Origin of the sequence: Halomonas huangheensis (assembly GCF_001431725.1) — a bacterium.
Lineage (GTDB): Bacteria > Pseudomonadota > Gammaproteobacteria > Pseudomonadales > Halomonadaceae > Halomonas > Halomonas huangheensis.
Genome location: NZ_CP013106.1, coordinates 426,650 through 447,270, shown reverse-complemented (window position 1 = coordinate 447,270; position 20,621 = coordinate 426,650). Strand labels below are relative to the sequence as shown.

Here is a 20,621-nt window from a genome sequence, read left to right as displayed (position 1 = left end):
CCAACATGCGCCTGGTTATTGCTCAAACTGATCCTGTTCGTGGTGAGGCTCGCGACAACCTCGCAGCGTTGGAAGCACTCTGCCACCAGGCCGTCCTCGCAGGCGCCGATCTTGTCGCTCTGCCCGAACTGGCATTGACGGGTTACAACGTCTTCGAACAGCTCGAGACACTCAGTGATCCCGTTGGTGGTCCTCTCTCCGAACAGCTTGGTCGACTGGCTGCAGAATTCGGCCTGCATCTGCTGGTTGGGTTGGCCGAGCGTCAAGGCGATGGACGCCTGACCAATAGTGCTGTGTTGTTCGACGACCACGGGCAGCGTATCGCCACCTACCACAAGCGCCAATTGTGGGATCGTGAACATCAGCACTTCAGCGCCGGCGATGAGCTGTGTGTGGTCGAAACACGCCTGGGCCGACTCGGTCTGATGATCTGTTACGACAACGAGTTTCCCGAGATCGCCAGAGCACTGGCCCAGCGTGGCGCCGAGGTGATCCTGTCACCGACGGCCAACATGGTACCCAATGCCGAGCGCCAGCAATTGCAGATCCGTGCTCGTGCCATGGACAACCAATGCTTTGTGGCCTGCATCAATCGCGCAGGCATAGAGGACCAACTGCACTATTGCGGTAACAGTCTGGTGGCGGGCCCGGACGGTGAAGTACTCGGCCTTCTGGGCGTCGACCCCGGAGTCTTGATTGTCGACCTGGATCTCGACCGCCTCGACGAGAGCCGGGTACATCAGAATTATCTCAAGGACCTGCGCGCCATCGAAGAGCCAGTCAAATGAGCTACTTCACACTTTCACGGGGTGCTGCAACGCAGTGGTATCGCACTCAGCGGTTGGCAGACGACATCACGCTGATCGACGAACCCGCGATAAAACCCTTCTACCGCTGTAACATCTGGCACCTGCGCGGTCAGGACCGTGACCTGGTGGTCGACTTCGGGCTCGGCGCGGTGCCACTCCGCGAGAGCGTTGCCGAACTATCCGGCCACGACATTGTTGCCGTCGCCAGCCATACCCATTTCGATCATATCGGGGCCGCCCACGAGTTCGATTGCTGCCACGTGCATTCTGCAGAAGCCGATATCCTTGCCAGTCCCGACAACAGGCGCACACTGGCCGATGCTTTCGTCAATGACCAGATGTTCGATGCTCTACCACCGCCCCCGTATTCACACAGCGGCTATCGCATCACCACCCCGCCGAAAATCGCCCTGCTCGAGGACGGTGATGTCATCGACCTTGGCAATCGTCAACTCGAAGTGATTCATACCCCCGGACATTCACCAGGCGGTATCGCCCTCTGGGAAGCGGCAACCGCGACTCTGATCTCCGGCGACATCATCTACGATGGCGAGTTGATCGAGGATCTCTGGCACAGCAACCTCGACGACTACGCCAATAGCCTGCGACGGCTGCGCCGTCTGCCGATACGCACCGTACATGGCGGCCACTTTCCCAGCTTTTCGGGTCAGCACTGCCATCAATTGATTGATACCTGGCTGGAAACTCACCAGCGCTGACCCATTTTCACCCATTCAATGCTTGATTATCAGGAGTCTGTCTTGCGCCAACTGACGAAGCAGTTCATCAACAACCAGTGGATCGAAAGCCAGGGCCAGCGTCGCCTGGCGGTGATGGATCCCTATCGCCAACACCAGCTTGCCGAACTGACCGCCGGTGATGCGGCTGATGTTGATGCTGCTGTCGCTGCGGCACGCAAGGCCCTTCCCGAATGGCAGGCACTGGGCGGCGCGCGCCGCGCTGAGTGGCTGGACGCCTTTGCCGATGCGTTCAGCGAGCGTCGCGATGAGCTGATCACCACTTCGGCAACCAACAACGGCAAGCCGCTGGCCGAAGCGGCCATCGACCTTGATGATGCCATCGCCTGCTACCGTTACTACGCCAAACAGGCCCGCGCGCTGGAGCAACGCCAGGGGCGCCTCGTCGAACACGCCATGGACGGGATCGAGGCCAGAACCTACGAAGACCCGGCAGGCGTCGTCGCTCTGATCACGCCCTGGAACTTCCCGCTGGTCACCAGCGCCTGGAAGATCGCGCCAGCGCTGGCAGCAGGCTGCACCATCGTCTTCAAACCCTCCGAAGTCACTCCGCTGCCGGAAAATGCCGTGGCTGAAATTGCCGAAGCCATCGAGTTGCCTGCGGGCGTGCTGAACCTTGTTCACGGTGATGGCGAAGGCATTGGTGCACCGCTCTCGGCACACCCGGGTGTGGATAAGTTATCTTTCACCGGCAGCAACGCTGTGGGTGAACGGGTGATGCATGCCGCCGCCGAAGGCGTGCGTGGTGTTTCCCTGGAGTTGGGCGGCAAGTCACCGATCCTGGTGCTGGACGATGCCGATCCCGAACAGGCCGCCGACTGGGTAATGGCCGGTATCTACTTCAATTCCGGGCAGATCTGCTCCGCCACCTCGCGCCTGATCATTGATGCGTCGATTGCCGATGCGCTCTATGAAGCGCTGAGCCAACGCATTGACGCCCTGCGCCTTGGCGACCCGCTGGCCGATGATACCGACATGGGACCGATGACCAGCGCGCGCCAGCGCCAGAGTGTCGAACGCTACCTGGAGATCGCCCGCGAGGAGGGACTGACGGCGGTGCGCGATGCCAGCCATCGCCAGCTTCCCGCACAGGGCGAATTCGTCGCTCCCACACTGTTCCGTGATGTGCCCACCGACAGTCGCCTGTGGCGTGAGGAAATCTTCGGCCCGGTACTCTGCGCACGCTCGGTCACGTCGGAGCAGGAAGCCATTCAGCACGGCAACGACAGCGACTTCGGCCTCGCTGCCACGGTGATCTCCGGCGACCCACAGCGTGCCCGTCGCGTGGCACGCCGACTTCGCGCCGGCAGCATCTGGTACAACAGTGAACAGCTGGTGATGCCGGAAGCCAGTTGGGGCGGCTTCGGTATCAGTGGCATCGGCCGCGAACTCGGCCCCTGGGGATTATCCGGCTATCTTGAGGTGAAGCACATCATCGGCCCGGCGGACTGATGGCAGGATAGCCAATCCACTGGCCGCACGGCTTGGGTCTGCCGTACGGCCAGTCACATCACGAGGACATCATGACCAGCACATCATCTATTGCTGTACTGGGCACCGGCATCATGGGCCTGCCCATGGCCTGTAATCTTGTCACTGGCGGGTTCAACGTCACCGCCTGGAATCGCAGCAGCACTCGCCACACAACACTGATGGAGGCCGGTATCAACGTGATGCCGACTCCAACTGATGCCGTACGTGGACGCGACGCGGTGATCGTGATGTTGAGTAGCGGGCCGGTCTGCGAGGAGATTCTGTTTGGCGAACAAGGGGCCGCCTATGCCATGGCTCCCGGTACCTTGCTGATCATCATGTCCTCCATCGGTCGTAACGAAGCCATCGATCTGGCCGAGCGCAGCCATTCGATGGGGCTGGAATGGCTGGATGCTCCCGTTTCCGGCGGTGAGAAGGGCGCGATAGAAGGCTCGCTCTCGATTATGGCCGGCGGCACTGAACAAGCCTTCGAGCGCGCCAAACCGATTCTCGCGGCAATGGGGCGTTCTGTGCATATCGGCCCTGCCGGTACAGGAGCTCTGGCCAAGCTGGTCAATCAACTGACAGTGGCGACGACCATTGCTGCTGTGTCAGAAGCCATGACCCTTGCCGAAGTTGGTGGTGCCGACCCGGCTCGTGTGCGTGAAGCCATGCTCGGTGGCTTTGCCTCTTCCTGCATCCTCGATCAGCATGGCCAACGTATGCTGGAACGTAACTTCACACCGGGTGGCCCTTCGAAGCACCAGTTGAAGGATACTCGGGCTGCCTGTGATACCGCCCGAGAGCTTGGTCTGGATCTCCCTCTTCTCAAACTGACGGACCAGCTTTTCTCGGACTTCGTCGAATCAGGCGGTGGCGAGCTTGATCACAGCGCACTGTTGCTGGAAGTTCGGCGACGCAATGGGCTTGCGATATAATCGGTAGCCCTCTCTAATCAGGCGGTAGCTCGCCTTCCAGTGTCGTGCAATGGTCATCACGCCCCGTTAGTATCGAGAACGTATTTCCTTTACACGGATGGCCCTTCAATGCCCGACACTGCCTTCGATCTCGCGTTGTTCGACCTCGATGACACCCTGTTGCAGGGCGATATCACCCGCCTATGGAGCGAGTGGCTGATCGAGCGTGGTTGGATTGGTAACGGTGACGCCTTCAGGGCCGCCTTCGCCGAGCATGCGCGGGCCTATGCAGCGGGCGTGCTGGATATGGAAGAGCACCTTGATCTGCTGCTGTCGCCGCTGGAAGGACGCCGCGTCCAGGAGGTCAACGCCGAAGTGGATGCCTGCCTCGATGAGCGAGTCATGTCACGCCTGTATCCCGGCGGTCTGCAGCGTCTCGAGTGGCATCGCCAACAGGGTCACAGAACCCTGATCATCTCGGCCTCGACCGCACAACTGGTCGCACCCCTTGCACGCCGCCTGGGCGCCGATGATGTGCTTTCCACCGCGCTGGAAACGGCAGGGTCTGGGGAGGACCGTTACTACACCGGGCGTGCCACCGGCATTCGTACCTTCCGCGACGGCAAACTGACCGCTCTCGATGCCTGGCTGGAGGGGCGTAAACCGCGTCAGAGCTGGGGGTATTCCGACTCCCACAACGACCTGCCACTACTGGAAGCCGTCGATGAGGCCTGGGCGATTCACCCCGATCCCAAGCTCGAAGTCATCGCCCGCCAGCGCGGCTGGACCATGCCCAACTGGCGTTGAGACGCCGCGTTTTTATCGCACTACAACGTCAGGCGCGGAGCGATCACGTCGAGAAAGGCCTGAATACGCCCCGACATGGCAGTGTTACGGTAGTACACCGCCTGTACCAACTCTCGGCCACCGCCGTGAAGCATCTGCCCTTCGAGTACTCGCTTGAGGCGTCCGGCCTTGAGGTCTTCACACACCATGAAGTTAGACAGGCAGGCAATTCCGTGCCCTGCGATGCATAGCTGACGTACCACTTCACCGCTGGATGACGCCAGCGTCGGGGTGATATCGCTGTCCAGGCTCTGCACCGGCCAATGGTTGAGGGTGCCCGAGCCAAGAAAGCCGATACGTTGATGCTGAGCCAGTTGCTCCGCCGACACAGGCTCGCCGGCCGATGCCAGATACTCCGGGCTGGCCACCAGGTGAAGGCGTGAACGGCCCAGCAACCGAGCATGCAGCGAAGAGTCACTGAGCGTGCCGATACGGATGGCGACATCCGCTCGCTGTTCCAGCAGATTGATGATGTCATCACTGGCGGTCAGCTCCAGCTCGATAGCGGGATAGTGATGACGAAACTCCGCCACCAACGGCACCAACTGGTGCAGTACAAAGGGGCTGGCGGCATCCACCCGTAAACGACCGCGAGGCTCGCCACGGGTTAGCGCAAGAGTTTCCTCGGCGGCATTGAGCTGTTCCAGCCCAGCGCGGATTTCCTCGACGAAACAACGCCCCTCCGCGGTCAACGCCACACTACGTGTGGTGCGGTTGAGCAACGGCACGTCCAGCCGCTCTTCCAGCCTCTGAATCGCTCGTGACACTCTGGCCACCGGTAGACCGAGGCGATCGGCTGCAGCACTGAAGCCGCCGCTGTCGACCACGGCCAGCAGTAGTTCGAGATCGTCGGAGCGTGTCTTCATGGCGTAGCCTTTATATCGGTTTCAGCAAAAGTCTTTCCATAAATATCACATTTATCGAAAAGATGACTCCCGGCACACTGCGCAGCATTCAAGGAGTGCATCGCGCTCCGGCCACATCATCCGGGATTCTCTTCATGCCTATTGCTCTGCTGGCACTGACCCTCAGCGCCTTTGCCATCGGTACCACCGAGTTTGTCATCGTCGGTCTAGTGCCCACTATCGCTTCCGACCTGGGCGTCAGCCTGCCTTCTGCTGGTCTACTGGTCAGTCTCTATGCACTTGGCGTCGCGGTGGGAGCACCGCTGTTGACCGCCGCCACGTCACGCTTCAATCGCAAATGGGTGCTGATGGCGTTGATGACCCTGTTCATCATCGGCAATCTGCTCGCCTGGCAGGCGCCGGGCTATAACTCACTGATTGTGGCACGCCTCCTTACCGGTCTGGCCCATGGGGTGTTCTTCTCGATCGGTTCGACCATCGCCACCAGTCTGGTAAGCAAGGATCGTGAAGCCAGTGCCATCGCCATCATGTTCACCGGCCTGACCGTGGCGCTGGTCACCGGAGTGCCGCTGGGCACCTGGATCGGTCAGCATCTTGGTTGGCGCGCCACTTTCCTAGTCGTCTCCCTGCTCGGAACCATTGCCCTGATCGGTAGTGCGCTGCTGATTCCGCGTAATCTCAAGCGTGCGGCTCCTGCCAGCATCGCCCAACAGGTGCGAGTGCTGACGCATCCGCGCCTGCTGCTGGTCTACGCCATGACCATTCTCGGCTATGGCGGCACCTTTACCGCCTTCACCTTCCTCGCGCCGATACTTGAACAGGTGACCGGATTCGACAGCAGTGTCGTGGCGCTTATCATGCTGGTCTACGGTGCCTCGGTGGCCGTCGGCAACCTGTACGGCGGACGCCTGGCGGACCGTCTAGGTGCCACCAGCGCGCTGAGCTGGGTATTCGCCGGGCTATCGATCGTCCTTGCCCTGCTGACCTTCACCGCCGGGCATGCCATCGCCGCGGTAATCACCATCCTGGTCTGGGGCGCCTTCGCCTTCGGCAACGTCCCCGGACTGCAGGTGTATGTGGTGCAGCTCGCCGAGCGTTATGTCCCCGAAGGCGTTGATATCGCCTCGGGCCTGAACATCGCCGCCTTCAATATCGGTATCGCGCTGGGCTCGATCATCGGCGGCCAGGTGGTAACGCATCTGCGACTGACGGATACCGCCTGGATCGGCGCCATCATCGTACTCTCTGCATTGGCAGCCACACGCTTCTCGGCACGCCTCGATCAACGCCGCGAGTTGCGTCTGGCCGGGGTCTAATGATTCGCTAGTCAGCTATTTACCGCCTACCCTTTGTCGATTGAAGTCAACAACATGCCGACCACAACTGGAGACACGATGTCCTATTCCTTTCCCAACCCCGGATTCGGTACCTATCGCCTTGAGGGCGACACACTGAAGTTCGCCATCGATTGTGCGCTGAAACATGGTTATCGGCACATCGACACCGCTCAGTTCTATGGCAACGAGAAGGACGTCGGTGCCGCGATCAATGCCAGCGCGGTGCCACGTGAGGAAATCTTCCTGACCACCAAGGTCTGGTGGGACAGGCTCGAGCCACAGGATCTCAAGGACAGCGTCGATGAAAGCCTGGCCCGGCTGGAAATGGATCATGTCGACCTGCTGCTGATCCACTGGCCGTCACCGGATAATGCGCTGCCCATGTCCGCCTATCTCACTGCGCTCAAGGAAGTGCAGTCAGCCGGCAAGGCACGCCATATCGGCGTATCGAACTTCACCATCGCTCAACTCGATGAAGCGCTGGAGATCCTCGGCAGCGGTAGAATCCTGACCAACCAGATCGAAGTGCACCCCTTCCTGCAGAACCGTGAGCTGATCGAACATTGCCGCGGAATGGGTATTGCCGTGACGGCCTTCATGCCGCTAGCGGTCGGCAAGGTGATGGAAGACGAGACCTTGAAGCGGATCGCCGACCGTCACGGCGTGACACCCGCCCAGATCACCCTCGCCTGGCTCAACCAGTTGGATATTGCAGTGATTCCGTCATCGACGAAGGAACGCAATATCCAGAGCAACATCGAGGCGATGTCGATCACCTTGAGTGATGAGGATATGGCCGCCATCGCTGATCTGGACCGTGGCGAGCGTATCGCTTCGCCGGACTTTGCTCCCCACTGGGATCAATGATGTAACGCCAACGCGATGACACCGGCGCAGAAAACTCCTTGCCGGTGTCATCCCATGACCCATCATTTCAGGTTCCATGACATGCCTTGCGACCAAAGAATCATTCTATAAAAATAATATGTATTACAACCTAGTTGATATCATTGCGACGACACAGGCATCCAGATGCTGATGCCCTACTCCACTTCGCGCTAGAGGATTCCCTACTGCCATGAGTGACAATATCTCCGTTTACGTCGGCTGCGCAGGTAGTGGCGAAATATGGGTTGTCGAGCTGAATACCGAACATGGCAACCTGAGTCACCGTCAGAACCTGCGACTCCCTGACCTGATCAGTGAAGGAGGCTCCCTGCCACTGGCTTTTTCGCCCTCAGGACAGCAGCTGTATGCAGCCTCGCGAGGTGAACCGCTGTTTGTGGCAACGCTGGATATCGCGGCCGATGGGCAGCTGAACCATCGTGGCAATGCGCCGCTGGATGCCAGCATGGCCTATCTGTCGACCGATAGCCGTGGCCGCTACCTGTTCGGCGCCTCCTATGGCGACAACCTGGTGAGTGCCTACGCCATCGATGCCGACGGTCTGGTGACTGATCATCTGCAGACCTTTGCCACCGAGCCTCATGCTCACGCGATTCTCGAAGCGCCATCCGGCCGCCACGTGCTGGCATCCAGCCTCGGAGGTGACAGGCTCTATGTCTTCCCGCTCGCGGAAGGAACGTCACCACTCGCAGAGCCGACTACCATCGAGTTTCCCGCAGGTACTGGCCCCCGGCATTTCATCTTCGACAGCAGTGGAACCCGGCTCTATGTGCTGGGTGAGCTGGATGGTTCGGTCACGTTGCTCGACTACGATGAGACCAGCGGCTCCGCGGAAATCCGCCAGCGGATCGCCATCAGCAAGGGCCAACACGACGACTATTGGGCATCGGATATCCACCTCAGCCCCTGCGGTCACTTCCTGTATGCCTGTGAGCGCAACAGCTCCCTACTGACGTCCTTCCGTGTCGATCCGCAGAGCGGCGAACTGAGCCTGCATGCAGAACATGAAATCGAGCAACAGCCACGCGGTTTCGCCGTCGATGAATCCGGGCACTATCTGATTGCCGCCGGGCAGTTGTCCGGACATATCTCCGCCTATCGCCTGGCGGACGGTCGACTCGAGCAGGTGGCACGTCTCAAGGTCGGCGACAGTCCCGACTGGATCAGTCTGCGTCAGCGGTAGTCGTCAAACAGGATAGTCAGCAAACGATAGCCACCAAACGTTAGTCACCAAACAAGGCAAGGGCCGGACAATCGCGGTAAGCGACTTCCGGCCCTGCATTCACTTAGCCTTTCAGCCAACCATTCATCCAACCATCCAACCAACCAACCGGAGCGACGATAAACTCGATCAGTGATTGGGGGCTGTGTCGTTGTGGGCTACTGTCGTTGTGGCCCGCTGACGTTGCAGACGCGCCACCAACGCAAATACCGCGATCATCACCACCAGACTCAGGACGACGGTTATCGCGCTCTGGCTGTAGCCGGCGACGATGAAGGACAGCAGCGCAATGCTGCCATTGGTCAGCGCATAGGGCAGTTGGGTACGAACATGGTCGATATGGTCACAACCTGCCCCAGTGGATGCGAGGATGGTCGAGTCCGAAATCGGTGAGCAGTGATCACCAAAGATACCGCCGGATAGCACAGCACCAATACACACCAGCAGTGGTGCCTCAAGGCCAAAGGACATGGGAATCGCCAGTGGCAGCATGATGGCGAAAGTGCCCCAGGAACTGCCGGTGGCAAAGGACATGCCCGCCGCGGCGAGGAAGATGATCGCCGGAACCAACGCACCAGGTACATTGCCCTTGAGCTGTTCGACGATGTAATTGGCAGTGCCCATTTCGTTCAACAGTCCACCCAGAGCCCATGCCAGCACGAGGATCATCACCACACTGACCATGCGCTGCATGCCACCGAGATAGGTATCGAAGATGTCGGCGAAACGCTTGACGCGATAGATCAGCATCAGGGCAATCAGCACTACTGCCGCAAACAGATAAGCCGTACTCAGCGCAACACGGAAGGTACTACCGGGGACCGGCTCCATCGGGAAGCCGTAGCTGATCAACAGACCAAACAAGGTCACAAACAGTACTGTCAGTGGCAGCCAGATCAATATCGGGTGACTTTCGTTACTCGCTCCCTCGGCCTGACTAGCCGTTCTACGTAATGGCCGGGATTTGGGCCAGTAGATTTCCCCGTCCTCGCGAACACGACGCTCAGCGCGGGCCATGGCGCCGAAGTCGACACCGAATAGTGCAACCACCGGGATCGCGACCACGGCAAGAATGGCGTAGAACTGGAAGGGAATCGCCTGCACGAAGATATCGAATTCCGAGGCGCTATTACCGAGCCGGTCCAACTCCTCGCGAATCACGCCCATGATGTAGATACCCCAGCCGATAAAGGGAATCAGTACCGCCACCGGCGAAGAAGTGGAATCGAGAATCCAGGCCAGCTTTTCCCGCGAGACCTTGACCTTGTCATAGAGCTTTTCGAACACCGGCCCGACGATCAACGGCGTGCCTAGATCCGAGAAGAAGATCAGAATGCCGCCCAACCAGGTCGCAATCTGTGTCCGGGCACGGGTGTTGATGTAGTGGATCGTGCGTGAAGCCAGCGCCGCACCGCCACCGGAGTGTTCTACCAATGCTACGAAGCCACCGACAAACATCAACAACACGATGACGGCGGCGTTGTAGCTGTCAGTCAACTGCGGCACGAGATGGTCGCGGATGGTGGAAATTGTAGCCTCGAGCGGATTACCGCCCGAGAGGATCAATATGCCTGTGAACACCCCCAGAAACAGCGACAGCACCACATTTCTGAAGGCGACTGCCAGGATAATGGCAATCAGTGGCGGTACCAGAGAAACAATCCCCATGTGCTCCATTGAGCAAAACTCCCGACAAGATTTAATTATGCATTTTTCATGAGCGCCTAAAATACGTTGCTTTTCCCTGCTGTCAACCTGAAGGCGCATCTCCTGTCGGGCCAATCATACTCGGCATTGGGCGACCCTTGAGAACCGAGCTAGCGCTGGCCGTCTTCTACTGAGAACTGTTCGGCATAGGCGACAAACGCCTCACTACTGCCTTGAAACCAGGTCAGCGCCTCGCGTACTCGCTGCTCCGGCCAGTCCCACCAGGCGATGCGCTCGAGACGCTCGACAAGCGCGGGGTCCTCGAATCGGGGGCGCAGTACACGTGCGGGATTGCCAACCACAATGTGGTAGGCCGGTACGTCCCGAGTCACAACACTGCCTGCGCCAACAATCGCGCCATTGCCGATGGTATTGCCGGGCAGGATGATCGCACCATGACCGATCCATACATCATGGCCGATCATCACTCGGTCCTGCTCTCGCCAACGGAACACTTCCTCATCGATGGCCTGATCATGCTCGCCAAACCCGAACTTGCCGGGGCGATAGGTGAAGTGATGCAGCGTGGGACGCCACCAGGGATGATTGCTGGGGTTGATACGAACGCTGGCAGCTATCGAGGTGAATTTGCCGATGGTAGTGAACATCGCATCACTGTCGCGCTCGATATAGCTGTAGTCACCGAGCTCAACATGATTGAGCACACAACGTTCGCCGATCTCGGTCCAGCGACCAGACACGGTGGCATGAAGGCGAGCACTCGGCGCCACACAGGGTTCGCTTGAGAGCCGCTGTGACATCGGCTGCTGACCGCTGTCCGCTTGAGAAGTCGTCATGGGAATCGCCTGTGCACGCAAAAAGATGAAGAAGAAATCACCATCGAAAGAAATCGCTGGATCATGACGCAGCCTCCAGTCGCCCCCAGTCCCCCAGCGTCTCGCCATCTCGAGCGATACGCACTTTGGGCGGCAACTCGGTACGATAGGCCAGATATTCCGCGTCCAACTCGTGGCTGATGTGGGTCAGCCAGGCGCGCGGCGGATCGAGACGCATGATGATGTCGAGAGCCTGGCTGATGGTGTTGTGATTACGTGGATTCTGATGTGATGCGGGGTGAGTCGCATCCAGCACCAGCACGTCCGGCTCCCACTCACGCAGAAAGCGCTCGGTCTCCAGCGGCAGGCCCAGAGTGTCGGTCAGGTAGGCCAGGCGAGTGCCTCCATCATCAAGGCAATAGCCCAATGTCGGCTTACTGTGATTGAGCGGCACTGGTATCACGCTGAGAGAGTCAAAACGCAGTGGACGGAATGGCTTGAGGCCGGGTTGGAAATCCAGTACTCCCGGGTTGCGATAGAGATCGGCACAACCGTTGGCATCCTTGGGGCCGTACACTGGAATCGACTCACCGGTACCCCAACGCAGATGGAAGAGTCCCTGCACATGGTCGGCGTGATAATGCGTCAATAGAATCGCGGCGGGGCGTTCCAGTTCACAGCTGTGTGCAAGGTCCATGCGCCCGGCATCGAGCAGGTAGCGTCGGCCATCCACCGAGACCTCGGCACAGCAGGGGCCTCGCTGATGGTTGCTGAATACACGAGCCCTGGTACAGGCCGGACACTGGCAGCCAAAGCGTGGGACCTGAGCGCTGTCCCCGGTACCGTTGAAGCGAAATTCCATGGCGCGACTCTCCGTCCTTTAAAACTGCCGATTCTCAGCCCTGATACGAATACCCTGAACGACCATCAATTACGGCTGCCAATGCCGACAGGCTGGCCTCGATGCTGCCGCCGTTATCGATACGTGGCAGTCCGGGAAAGTCGCGCACCAGCTCCGCCTCGACCTTCGCATGACGAGCCAGGCGCCGCTGGATTTCCTCGTTCCCCTCACGACCGCGCTGCACTAGACGTTGCCTGAGCACCTCCGATGGCGCCGTGATTACCACCGGAACCAGCGCTTCACCGAAACGTTCACGAGCTTGAGGCAAGGCCCGACGACTACCATTGAGCAACACCGTGGCCCCACGTCGGCACCATTCCTCGACCTCTCTGCCCACGCCATAGCAGAGTCCATGCGCGCACCAGTCGAGGCAGAACAACCCTAGCTCGCGGCGCACCGCGAACTCGGATTCACACAAGGCCACGCTGTTCTCCCCTCTACCACTGGGGCGAGTGATGTAGCGATGGGCTACCAGCCAATCACTGCGAGCCTCACGTGCGGCATCCAGTAGCGTGTCCTTGCCGACGCCACTGGCACCGATCAGATAAACGAGCCTGGCCATCAGTGCACCTGCTTCCCGCCGCTCCAGACACGCTGGACCAGCGGATGGTCATCCAACTGCCGTACGCGAATCAGGTCGGCCCGCAGCCCCTGCGCGATATGCCCCCGATCATCGAGTCCTACGGCCCTGGCCGGTGCAAGGCTGGCGCAGGCTACGGCTTTCGCCAGCGAGTAACCATCCGGCATATCGGCAATGCGAAACACTGCATCGAGCAACGCCGCCGGATAATAGTCGGACGACAACACATCGAGTACGCCGGACTTCACCAGCTCGGCGGCGGCGATATTGCCTGAGTGTGAGCCGCCACGAACCACATTGGGTGCGCCCATCATCACCGCCATACCATGCCGATGAGATGCCTCGGCGGCCTCACGCGTGGTCGGGAACTCGGCAATGCGCGTGCCATATTCAAGGCTCTCGGCGACGTGCTCGATGGTGGCGTCATCATGGCTGGCCAGCGCCAGACCACGCTGAGTGCAAGCCTCGGCAATCGACTGGCGGTGCGCACTGGAATACTCGGCACTGTTGGCCAACTGACGCTCGATGAAGTCGTTCATGGTGGCATCATCGAAGCCATGCTTGCCCTGGTAGTAGGTGCGATAGGCTTCCAGGCTGGCGAACTGACGTTGTCCCGGAGAGTGGTCCATCAAAGATACCAGCCCCAATTGCGGCAGCTCTGCCAACGAGAGGAAGCGATTCAAGGTCTCCGGGTGACAGACTTCACAGCGCAGATGCAGGCGGTGATCAACGCGAGAAATGCCGCTGCGCGTGATGCTGCTCAGCGCCTCGACCATGTCGTGCAACGCCGTGTGGCGCATGCTCTGGTCATCGACATCTCCGATCGATACTGCATCGAACACCGTGGTGATGCCGCTGGCAGCCATCTGTGCGTCATGGGCCAGCGCCGCCTGACGACCAGGCCATGACACCTTGGGCCGTGGCTGGAAGTACTTCTCCATGTTGTCGGTATGCAGTTCAATCATCCCGGGCATCAGGATGTCACCCTCACAGTCGATGGCACCGGCAACCGTCACCGCGCCAGCATCTACCGCAGCAATGCGGTCATCGCGAATCACCAGTGAACCGCTGATGACCTCGTCTTCCAGCACCAGTCGGGCATTGGTCAGAATCTGTTCGCTCATGCTCATTACGGAGTCTCCTCACTGGCAGTGCCCATGTACTGCTCCAACGGCAGCAGGCGATCGGCGACACGATCACGTACGTCCTGATCGTGGAAGATGCCCAGCATCGCCGTGCCACGGGCCTTGGCCTCCTCGATCAAGCTCACCACCACATCACGATTGGCGGCATCCAGCGATGCCGTCGGCTCATCGAGCAGCAGCAGCGGATGCTCGGCGATAAAGCCGCGGGCAATGTTGACGCGCTGCTGCTCGCCACCGGAAAAGGTCCCGGGCGCCAGCTCCCACAGGCGTTGCGGCAGGTTGAGCCGCGCCAGCAACTGTTCGGCGCGCTGGCGAGCCTCGTGCGCCTCACAGCCACGCGCCAGCAACGGCTCCATGACCACTTCCCGCGTCGACACCCGAGGCACCACCCTCAGAAACTGGCTGACATAGCCGATCACATCACGCCGCAGCACATGCCAGGCCTGGGCGGGAAGCCCGGCCAGTTCTAGTCGGCCGTCATCCTCGCCCCGGGCGTTGAAGTGCAGGGTCAGGCTGCCTCCCGAAATACGATAATTGCCGTTGACCATCTTCAGCAGCGTGCTCTTGCCGATGCCACTGCGCCCGGACAGCACCAGACACTCGCCGGGTGCCAGGCGCAGATCCAGGCCTCGCATCACCGCCAGTTGCTGCCCCCCCTGAGCATGCAGGGTAAAGGTCTTCTCCAGCCCGCTCGCGCTGAGAAAGGGTTGATTCATTGCAGTCATGTCAGGCTCCACAAGATATGACGGTGACTCAGGGAGTCAGCACCGAAGACACCAGCAGTTGGGTGTAAGGATGCTGCGGATCATCAAGAATCTGATCGGTGAGCCCAGCCTCGACCACTCGACCACGCCGCATCACCATCAGGCGGTGGGCCAGCAGACGGGCTACCGCGAGGTCATGGGTGACAAGCACCACCGACAGCCCCAACTCACGCGTCAGGGTACGCAGCATATCGAGCAGGCGCGCCTGTACCGAGACATCCAGCCCACCGGTCGGCTCATCCATAAACACCAGCCGTGGCTGAGTCACCAGGGTGCGCGCAATCTGCAGGCGTTGCTGCATGCCGCCGGAGAAGGTCTGCGGTGCATCATCGATACGTTGAGGGTCGAGTTCGACACGCGCCATCCAGTCCTGTCCGGCGGCGCGCAGATTGCCGTAGTGGCGCTGGCCCAGTGCCATCAAGCGCTCGCCGACATTGGCACCGGCGGATACGCCAAGTCGCAGACCATCGCGCGGGTTCTGGTGAACCAGCCCCCACTCCATCCGCAGCAGGGCACGGCGGCGCGCCTCGCTGATGGCATAAAGATCAAGGGCACCGGACTGTCCGGCGGAACCGTCGATATCGCTGTGATAGATGACCTGGCCGGCATCGGGCCTTTCCAACCCCGACAGTACTCGCAGCAGGGTCGACTTGCCGGAACCGGATTCGCCGACAATGCCCAGCACCTCACCCTGGTGCAGGCGGAAATCGATCTGCTCACAGCCCTTGCCGGGGCCGTAGAGCCGGGTGATATCGCGTGCCTCGAGCAATGCGGAGCGTGTCAGCTCGGGACGCGCTGGTCTGGAATGAGTATGCATAGGGCGCTTCATGCCACCTCCTCGCGACGAGACTGGCAGTAATCAGTATCCGAGCAGACAAACATGCGACCGCCGGCATCATCGGTGATGACCTCATCGAGATAGCTGTCGGTGGCACCGCACAGCGCACAGGGCTCATCCCAGGCCTGGATCTCGAACGGGTGATCCTCGAAGTCGAGGCTCTCGACCCGGGTATGCGGAGGAATGGCATAGAGCCGCTTCTCGCGTCCCGCGCCGAACAGCATAAGCGCCTCGCTCATGTGCAGCTTGGGGTTGTCGAACTTGGGAATCGGCGACGGGTCCATCACATAGCGGCCATCGACCTTGACCGGGTAGGCATAGGTGGTGGCGATATGTCCGTGGCGAGCGATGTCCTCGTAGAGTTTGACGTGCATGACGCCGTACTCCTCCAGCGCATGCATCACCCGCGTTTCCTCCTCGCTGGGCTCGATAAAGCGCAGCGGCTCGGGAATCGGCACCTGAAAAACCAGGATCTGGTCCTTGCTCAACGTCTTCTCGGGGATGCGGTGACGGGTCTGGATCACACTGGCCTTCGCCGTCTCGGTGGTGGTCTCGACGTCTGCGACACGCTCGAAGAAGGCGCGAATGCTCACCGCATTGGTGGTGTCGTCGGCGCCCTGGTCGATGACCTTGAGTACGTCATCGGCGCCGAGGATGCTGGCGGTCAACTGCATGCCGCCGGTCCCCCAGCCATAGGGCATCGGCATTTCACGCCCACCGAAGGGCACCTGATAGCCGGGAATCGCCACCGCCTTGAGCAGGGCACGACGAATCATGCGCTTGGTCTGCTCATCGAGGTAGGCAAAGTTGTAGCCCGCTGTTGTGCTGGCAGCGCTGTGGTTGGCGGTGGTCATTGTGCGGTCTCCTCGGTCCCGGCGGTTTCATCACGGGCCATCGATTCCCTGCTCACCGGCTCGCTCGACTGACGCTCGGCGTGCTCACGGCGCAGGCGACGCAGCAGTTCCAGCTCGGACTGGAAGTCGACGTAGTGCGGCAACTTGAGGTGCGAGACAAACCCCGAGGCCTCGACACTGTCGGTATGGGCCAGCACAAACTCGGCCTGCTGGGCCGGGCTCTGGATCGACTCGCCCAGTTCCTCGGCACGCAGGGCACGATCGACCAGCGCCATGGCCATGGTCTTGCGCTCGTTGCGTCCGAAGGCCAGCCCGTATCCGCGAGTGAACTGCGGTGCCTTCTCCCGCGAGCCCCCGAACTGGTTGATCATCTGGCACTCGGTCAGCGTTATCTCACCGATGCAGAGCGGGCCTTCGAAGCCCTCCACCTCGATCTCGACTTCCACGCTGCCCTGACGAATCTCCCCGGCGAAGGGGTGGTTGCGGCCATAGCCGCGCTGCGTCGAGTAACCCAGCGCCAACAGGTAGCCCTCGTCGCCCCGCGCCAGCATCTGCAGACGGGTGGCACGATCGACGGGAAAGTCGGGTGGGTCACGGGTGATGTCATAGGGCACACTGCCATCATCGACTTCCTGCTCGATCAGCCCTTCGGCATTGAGGCAGTCGAGAATCTGCGGACAACGTTCCAGCGCTGCCTCGGCGCGCTCGGCCTCGGGAGCTTCTCCTTCGGCAAGCAACATGAAGTCCAACAGGCGATGGGTGTAATCGTAGGTTGGCCCCAGCACCTGGCCGCCCGGCACATCCTTGAAGGTGGCGCTGATGCGCCGCTCGATATGCATGGCACCGGTATCCAGCGGACAGGTCTCGGCCAGTCTCGGCAAGGTAGTGCGGTAGGCACGCAGCAGGAACACCGCCTCGACCATATCGCCACTGGCCTGTTTCAGCGCCAGTGCCGCCAGTTCGGGATCATGCAGCGAGGCCTCGGCCATGACCCTGTCCACCGCCAGCCCCAGCTGTTGCTGCACCTGGTCGACGCCTATTTCTGCCTGCTCACGATCGCCTCTGCGGCGATCCGCCATCCACTGATGGGCGTTGGCAATCGCCTTCTCGCCCCCTTTCACGGCTACGTACATCAGGCGTTCTCCTCGGTCTGGCCATTTCCGGCAGCAATGCGGGTGCTGCGGGCAATCGACAGCAGTTGATAGCCACTGGTGATGAACGCATCGAGGCCACGCGGGAAGCAGTTGTGATTGGCCGCCAGGCGCCACATCAGTGGCGCGACCTGGCCACCGAGGGCCAGGCTGCGGTGATCGGCGATGCCGGGGCCAGTGAGCCGCCAGTCGTTACCTTCGGCGAGTTGTTCGGCCACCACGATCAAGGTGGTGCTGCGGTCGGGCCAGGCATCACTGCCGATGGCAAAGTCAGTGATTTCCACAAGGGTCTGCGGTACCACCAATGCGAAGTCGGCGTCTGCGGGCACCTCGGTAATTGCAGCACCGGTCTGGAACGCCACCGCCTCACGCAGCCCCGATGTCTCGAGGCGTGGGTCGATCCACAGGCGAGTATCGAGGTCGCAGAGCGTGAGCACGGTGGCCCAGGCTGCAGGCGACAGCTGCGCATCGGCGGGGAGGTCATCGATACTCAATGTCTGCAGCGTGCCGGGCTCGGACATCGCGCCGAGCAATTGACGAAACAGGCGCTGCGGATGGTGAACGCCATCGTCAAGCATCGGCCAACGCTGACCAGGATTCTGGTTCGCGGTGCTGCTGGTCGTTGCGCGCGTATTCATGCTCATTCCCCTCGCACCATGGTGAAGAAATCGACGCGGGTTGCTGCGGCCTGGCGCGACGCCTGGGCGCGCTCCTCTTCCAGCGCCTGGGCCAGCGGCTCGACCAGCTCCGTGTCGATACGACGTGCCCAGCTTTCATGGCGGGCACAGGCATCGATCAGCGCGATCAATTCGGCCTGATCCTGGTCGCGGCCCGCCACCCAGCCATGGCCGAGACTGCCGTCTTCCAGCATCACACTGGCGCGAGTCAGGGTCATTTCACCGAGATTGAAGGCACTGCCGGAGCCCCCCATGCGGCCACGTACCATGGCCATGCCGGTTTCGGGGCCACGCACACAACGGTGACTGGTCTGAATGCCCAGTGTCTGCCAGACACTCAGCAGCCGTGTATGAGGCGTCAGCGCAAGCACGCGGTGACGTTGTGTTGGAGTCATGAGGAAACCTCGTCCTGGTAGCGGTATTAACTCTGATCAGGATCCACGATGGGATTCTTGTCGAAATCAGCGCCGGAAAAGTCCACGTGGTAGGCCAGCCGGTCGGCACGCGCACGACTCACCGAGACCTCGACCAGACGCCCCTCGGCGTCGACGTTGTCGCTGGTCAAGGTCAGCAACGGCGCATAATGGGGGCACTGCAGCAATCGGCAGTCTTCAGCGTCGGCCTGGCAGGCTTCGATACGTACGCGGGAACGCATCAGACGCAGGCCGTAGTGTTGATCGAGCAGGGCGCGGGTGGAGCCGCCGCGATAGCGTTGGGTCCAGCCCGGCACCCTGGCGGGATCAAACCAGTGGCGCAGTCGCATCATGGCAACCTCATCGACCAATCTCAGAGTGTCGACGCACAGCAACTGTTGGTCCTCAGCAAGCCCAAAGCGCTGGGCAATCGCTTCCGGTGGTTTGACCAGGGCCTGGCTCAGGCAGCGGCTGTCGGTATTGATGCCCTGCTCGGCGAGATTGTGGGTCACCTTGCTGCCGGCACTGACGCTGTAGTCGAGACGGCGATCGACCACCTGGGTACCCAATCCCTGATGACGCGTGACCATGCCCGCCGCCACCAGTTCATCGAGTGCCCGACGCACGGTATGGCGGTTGACCGCAAAGCGTCTTGCCAGCACCGACTCACTGGGCAACAGATCGCCCGGAACGTATTCGGTACGCACTTCTCTGGCGAGAATGTCCGCCAGTTGGCGATAGCGTGGTCCGGCGTCCTGTCGGGCCAGTTGTCTAGACATGTTCGCTCCTTGAATAAAGACCATCTGCTGTCCTCCATTGCCTACCGAAGCCATACATCGCTGTATTCCACCGAGCTGTGTCCAACAGTCTAGATGAAGCGCTTGCGGACCCTCTGGGAGGCCATATCGAGCACTGTCACGGCAATGATGATCACCAGCATGATGGTCGCCGTCTCGGCATACTGGAAACCGCGCATGGTCTCCCACAGCGCGACGCCGATACCCCCGCCGCCGACCATTCCCAGTACCGTGGCCGAGCGGATATTCGATTCGAAGCGATACAGACTTACCGAGATCCACAGCGGTAATACTTGAGGGATCAAGCCGAAGACGATTTCCTCGATACGCCCAGCGCCTGTCACACGAATGCCCTCCATCGGCCCTGCCTCACTGGCTTCCACGGCCTCGGAGAACAGTTTGGCCAGCACACCGGTGGTGTGCACGAACAGCGCCAGAGTCCCGGCAAAGGGCCCCAGCCCTACCGCCACCACGAACAACATGGCGAACACCAACTCATTGATGGCGCGCGTGGCATCCATCAACCTCCGCATGGGCTGGTAGACCCACCATGGAGCCAGGTTCTCGGAGGACAACAGGCTGCACGGGACTGCGACGATGATCGCCAGCAATGTGCCCCAGATGGCGATCTGGATCGTGACCATCATCTGGTCAATATAGTGTCCAAGGTTGCCGAACGCCGGCGGAAAGAAATCTCCCGCAAGAGTGGCCATGTTGTCGGCGTTGGTGACCAACAGGCTGGGCTGCATCTCGACGCCCTGCCATGCCCAGGCCAGTACACTGATGGCCACGAACCAGCTCAACAGCGTGGCCCAACTGCGCTTTGGCGGCTGCTGGATACTGGATATGGAAGTCTGGGTAGTCATGATTTCTCCTGCGAAGCA

Annotated in this window: 22 protein-coding genes; 8 read left to right on the top strand and 14 right to left on the bottom strand. The window is 60.6% G+C overall.

The features are described from left to right. Positions 1-5: 5 nt before the first annotated feature. From AR456_RS02125 to AR456_RS02105, 5 genes are all read left to right on the top strand, one after another. On the top strand, positions 6-788 hold the full coding sequence (locus tag AR456_RS02125) for a carbon-nitrogen hydrolase family protein (RefSeq protein ID WP_021819688.1): 783 nt from the start codon (positions 6-8) through the stop codon (positions 786-788). Further along, complete coding sequence (locus AR456_RS02120; protein WP_021819687.1) at positions 785-1,528, top strand: MBL fold metallo-hydrolase; 744 nt, start codon at positions 785-787, stop codon at positions 1,526-1,528. Before AR456_RS02125 ends, AR456_RS02120 begins: the two co-directional genes overlap by 4 nt. A gap of 42 nt (positions 1,529-1,570) precedes the next feature. Continuing rightward, the gene (locus AR456_RS02115) at positions 1,571-3,019 is read left to right on the top strand and encodes an aldehyde dehydrogenase family protein (RefSeq protein WP_155829309.1); all 1,449 of its coding nucleotides are present in this window, start codon (positions 1,571-1,573) and stop codon (positions 3,017-3,019) included. A 71-nt stretch (positions 3,020-3,090) separates the two neighbouring features. After that, the gene (locus AR456_RS02110; RefSeq protein ID WP_021819685.1) at positions 3,091-3,978 is read left to right on the top strand and encodes an NAD(P)-dependent oxidoreductase; all 888 of its coding nucleotides are present in this window, start codon (positions 3,091-3,093) and stop codon (positions 3,976-3,978) included. Positions 3,979-4,086: 108 nt separating this feature from the next. Continuing rightward, positions 4,087-4,764, top strand: coding sequence for an HAD family hydrolase (locus AR456_RS02105; protein ID WP_021819684.1), 678 nt, complete (start codon positions 4,087-4,089; stop codon positions 4,762-4,764). Positions 4,765-4,784: 20 nt separating this feature from the next. Here the strand turns inward: AR456_RS02105 and AR456_RS02100 are convergent, their stop codons facing one another. Next, entirely contained in the window at positions 4,785-5,669 is an 885-nt protein-coding gene (locus AR456_RS02100) for a LysR family transcriptional regulator (RefSeq protein WP_021819683.1), read from the bottom strand. A gap of 134 nt (positions 5,670-5,803) precedes the next feature. Here AR456_RS02100 and AR456_RS02095 point away from each other — a divergent pair, with 134 nt between their 5' ends. The 3 genes from AR456_RS02095 (at position 5,804) to AR456_RS02085 (ending at position 9,095) form a co-directional block, all read left to right on the top strand. Continuing rightward, positions 5,804-6,985, top strand: coding sequence for an MFS transporter (locus AR456_RS02095; RefSeq protein ID WP_021819682.1), 1,182 nt, complete (start codon positions 5,804-5,806; stop codon positions 6,983-6,985). Between the two features lie 78 nt (positions 6,986-7,063). Next, positions 7,064-7,873, top strand: a complete 810-nt coding sequence (gene dkgB / locus AR456_RS02090) for a 2,5-didehydrogluconate reductase DkgB (protein WP_021819681.1) — start codon at positions 7,064-7,066, stop codon at positions 7,871-7,873. A gap of 211 nt (positions 7,874-8,084) precedes the next feature. Beyond that, entirely contained in the window at positions 8,085-9,095 is a 1,011-nt protein-coding gene (locus AR456_RS02085; protein WP_021819680.1) for a lactonase family protein, read from the top strand. 168 nt (positions 9,096-9,263) lie between these two features. Here AR456_RS02085 and AR456_RS02080 read toward each other — a convergent pair whose 3' ends face one another. The 13 genes from AR456_RS02080 to phnE all read right to left on the bottom strand — a co-directional run bounded on the left by AR456_RS02080 (position 9,264) and on the right by phnE (position 20,603). Then, positions 9,264-10,811 (bottom strand): Na+/H+ antiporter NhaC family protein, encoded by a 1,548-nt coding sequence (locus tag AR456_RS02080; RefSeq protein WP_021819679.1) that lies wholly within the window; start codon positions 10,809-10,811, stop codon positions 9,264-9,266. A gap of 140 nt (positions 10,812-10,951) precedes the next feature. Beyond that, complete coding sequence (locus AR456_RS02075; RefSeq protein ID WP_021819678.1) at positions 10,952-11,638, bottom strand: LbetaH domain-containing protein; 687 nt, start codon at positions 11,636-11,638, stop codon at positions 10,952-10,954. 61 nt (positions 11,639-11,699) lie between these two features. Next, positions 11,700-12,479: a phosphonate metabolism protein PhnP gene (gene phnP, locus AR456_RS02070; RefSeq protein WP_021819677.1), complete on the bottom strand. Its 780-nt coding sequence runs from the start codon at positions 12,477-12,479 to the stop codon at positions 11,700-11,702. Between the two features lie 34 nt (positions 12,480-12,513). Continuing rightward, on the bottom strand, positions 12,514-13,080 hold the full coding sequence (gene phnN, locus AR456_RS02065) for a ribose 1,5-bisphosphokinase (RefSeq protein WP_021819676.1): 567 nt from the start codon (positions 13,078-13,080) through the stop codon (positions 12,514-12,516). Further along, the gene (locus AR456_RS02060) at positions 13,080-14,222 is read right to left on the bottom strand and encodes an alpha-D-ribose 1-methylphosphonate 5-triphosphate diphosphatase (RefSeq protein ID WP_031208251.1); all 1,143 of its coding nucleotides are present in this window, start codon (positions 14,220-14,222) and stop codon (positions 13,080-13,082) included. The genes phnN and AR456_RS02060 overlap by 1 nt, the downstream gene beginning before the upstream one ends. 5 nt (positions 14,223-14,227) lie before the next feature. Next, the gene (gene phnL, locus AR456_RS02055) at positions 14,228-14,968 is read right to left on the bottom strand and encodes a phosphonate C-P lyase system protein PhnL (protein ID WP_021819674.1); all 741 of its coding nucleotides are present in this window, start codon (positions 14,966-14,968) and stop codon (positions 14,228-14,230) included. A gap of 28 nt (positions 14,969-14,996) precedes the next feature. Next, positions 14,997-15,836 (bottom strand): phosphonate C-P lyase system protein PhnK, encoded by an 840-nt coding sequence (gene phnK, locus AR456_RS02050; protein WP_021819673.1) that lies wholly within the window; start codon positions 15,834-15,836, stop codon positions 14,997-14,999. Beyond that, positions 15,833-16,699 carry an alpha-D-ribose 1-methylphosphonate 5-phosphate C-P-lyase PhnJ gene (locus tag AR456_RS02045; protein ID WP_021819672.1) on the bottom strand — a complete coding sequence of 289 codons (867 nt, stop codon included), beginning with the start codon at positions 16,697-16,699 and terminating at the stop codon, positions 15,833-15,835. Before AR456_RS02045 ends, phnK begins: the two co-directional genes overlap by 4 nt. Continuing rightward, on the bottom strand, positions 16,696-17,832 hold the full coding sequence (locus AR456_RS02040; protein WP_021819671.1) for a carbon-phosphorus lyase complex subunit: 1,137 nt from the start codon (positions 17,830-17,832) through the stop codon (positions 16,696-16,698). The genes AR456_RS02045 and AR456_RS02040 overlap by 4 nt, the downstream gene beginning before the upstream one ends. Next, a complete protein-coding gene (phnH, locus tag AR456_RS02035) occupies positions 17,832-18,488 on the bottom strand; it encodes a phosphonate C-P lyase system protein PhnH (RefSeq protein ID WP_051995766.1) in 657 nt (218 codons plus the stop codon). Before phnH ends, AR456_RS02040 begins: the two co-directional genes overlap by 1 nt. A gap of 2 nt (positions 18,489-18,490) precedes the next feature. Further along, positions 18,491-18,922, bottom strand: a complete 432-nt coding sequence (phnG, locus tag AR456_RS02030; protein WP_021819669.1) for a phosphonate C-P lyase system protein PhnG — start codon at positions 18,920-18,922, stop codon at positions 18,491-18,493. A 26-nt stretch (positions 18,923-18,948) separates the two neighbouring features. Further along, a complete protein-coding gene (gene phnF, locus AR456_RS02025) occupies positions 18,949-19,719 on the bottom strand; it encodes a phosphonate metabolism transcriptional regulator PhnF (protein WP_021819668.1) in 771 nt (256 codons plus the stop codon). An 89-nt stretch (positions 19,720-19,808) separates the two neighbouring features. Further along, positions 19,809-20,603, bottom strand: coding sequence for a phosphonate ABC transporter, permease protein PhnE (gene phnE / locus AR456_RS02020; protein WP_021819667.1), 795 nt, complete (start codon positions 20,601-20,603; stop codon positions 19,809-19,811). Between the last annotated feature and the right edge of the window lie 18 nt (positions 20,604-20,621).

Bases quoted from the DNA above. Each gene is read 5' to 3' on its own strand.
- AR456_RS02120 (WP_021819687.1), top strand. From the start codon at position 785: ATGAGCTACTTCACACTTTCACGGGGTGCTGCAACGCAGTGGTATCGC.
- phnL (WP_021819674.1), bottom strand. From the start codon at position 14,968: ATGACTGCAATGAATCAACCCTTTCTCAGCGCGAGCGGGCTGGAGAAG.
- AR456_RS02110 (WP_021819685.1), top strand. From the start codon at position 3,091: ATGACCAGCACATCATCTATTGCTGTACTGGGCACCGGCATCATGGGC.
- AR456_RS02045 (WP_021819672.1), bottom strand. From the start codon at position 16,699: ATGACCACCGCCAACCACAGCGCTGCCAGCACAACAGCGGGCTACAAC.
- AR456_RS02095 (WP_021819682.1), top strand. From the start codon at position 5,804: ATGCCTATTGCTCTGCTGGCACTGACCCTCAGCGCCTTTGCCATCGGT.
- AR456_RS02075 (WP_021819678.1), bottom strand. From the start codon at position 11,638: ATGACGACTTCTCAAGCGGACAGCGGTCAGCAGCCGATGTCACAGCGG.
- phnK (WP_021819673.1), bottom strand. From the start codon at position 15,836: ATGAAGCGCCCTATGCATACTCATTCCAGACCAGCGCGTCCCGAGCTG.
- AR456_RS02085 (WP_021819680.1), top strand. From the start codon at position 8,085: ATGAGTGACAATATCTCCGTTTACGTCGGCTGCGCAGGTAGTGGCGAA.
- phnH (WP_051995766.1), bottom strand. From the start codon at position 18,488: ATGAATACGCGCGCAACGACCAGCAGCACCGCGAACCAGAATCCTGGT.
- AR456_RS02040 (WP_021819671.1), bottom strand. From the start codon at position 17,832: ATGTACGTAGCCGTGAAAGGGGGCGAGAAGGCGATTGCCAACGCCCAT.
- dkgB (WP_021819681.1), top strand. From the start codon at position 7,064: ATGTCCTATTCCTTTCCCAACCCCGGATTCGGTACCTATCGCCTTGAG.
- AR456_RS02080 (WP_021819679.1), bottom strand. From the start codon at position 10,811: ATGGAGCACATGGGGATTGTTTCTCTGGTACCGCCACTGATTGCCATT.
- phnE (WP_021819667.1), bottom strand. From the start codon at position 20,603: ATGACTACCCAGACTTCCATATCCAGTATCCAGCAGCCGCCAAAGCGC.
- phnN (WP_021819676.1), bottom strand. From the start codon at position 13,080: ATGGCCAGGCTCGTTTATCTGATCGGTGCCAGTGGCGTCGGCAAGGAC.
- AR456_RS02125 (WP_021819688.1), top strand. From the start codon at position 6: ATGCGCCTGGTTATTGCTCAAACTGATCCTGTTCGTGGTGAGGCTCGC.
- phnF (WP_021819668.1), bottom strand. From the start codon at position 19,719: ATGTCTAGACAACTGGCCCGACAGGACGCCGGACCACGCTATCGCCAA.
- AR456_RS02105 (WP_021819684.1), top strand. From the start codon at position 4,087: ATGCCCGACACTGCCTTCGATCTCGCGTTGTTCGACCTCGATGACACC.
- AR456_RS02060 (WP_031208251.1), bottom strand. From the start codon at position 14,222: ATGAGCGAACAGATTCTGACCAATGCCCGACTGGTGCTGGAAGACGAG.
- AR456_RS02100 (WP_021819683.1), bottom strand. From the start codon at position 5,669: ATGAAGACACGCTCCGACGATCTCGAACTACTGCTGGCCGTGGTCGAC.
- phnG (WP_021819669.1), bottom strand. From the start codon at position 18,922: ATGACTCCAACACAACGTCACCGCGTGCTTGCGCTGACGCCTCATACA.
- phnP (WP_021819677.1), bottom strand. From the start codon at position 12,479: ATGGAATTTCGCTTCAACGGTACCGGGGACAGCGCTCAGGTCCCACGC.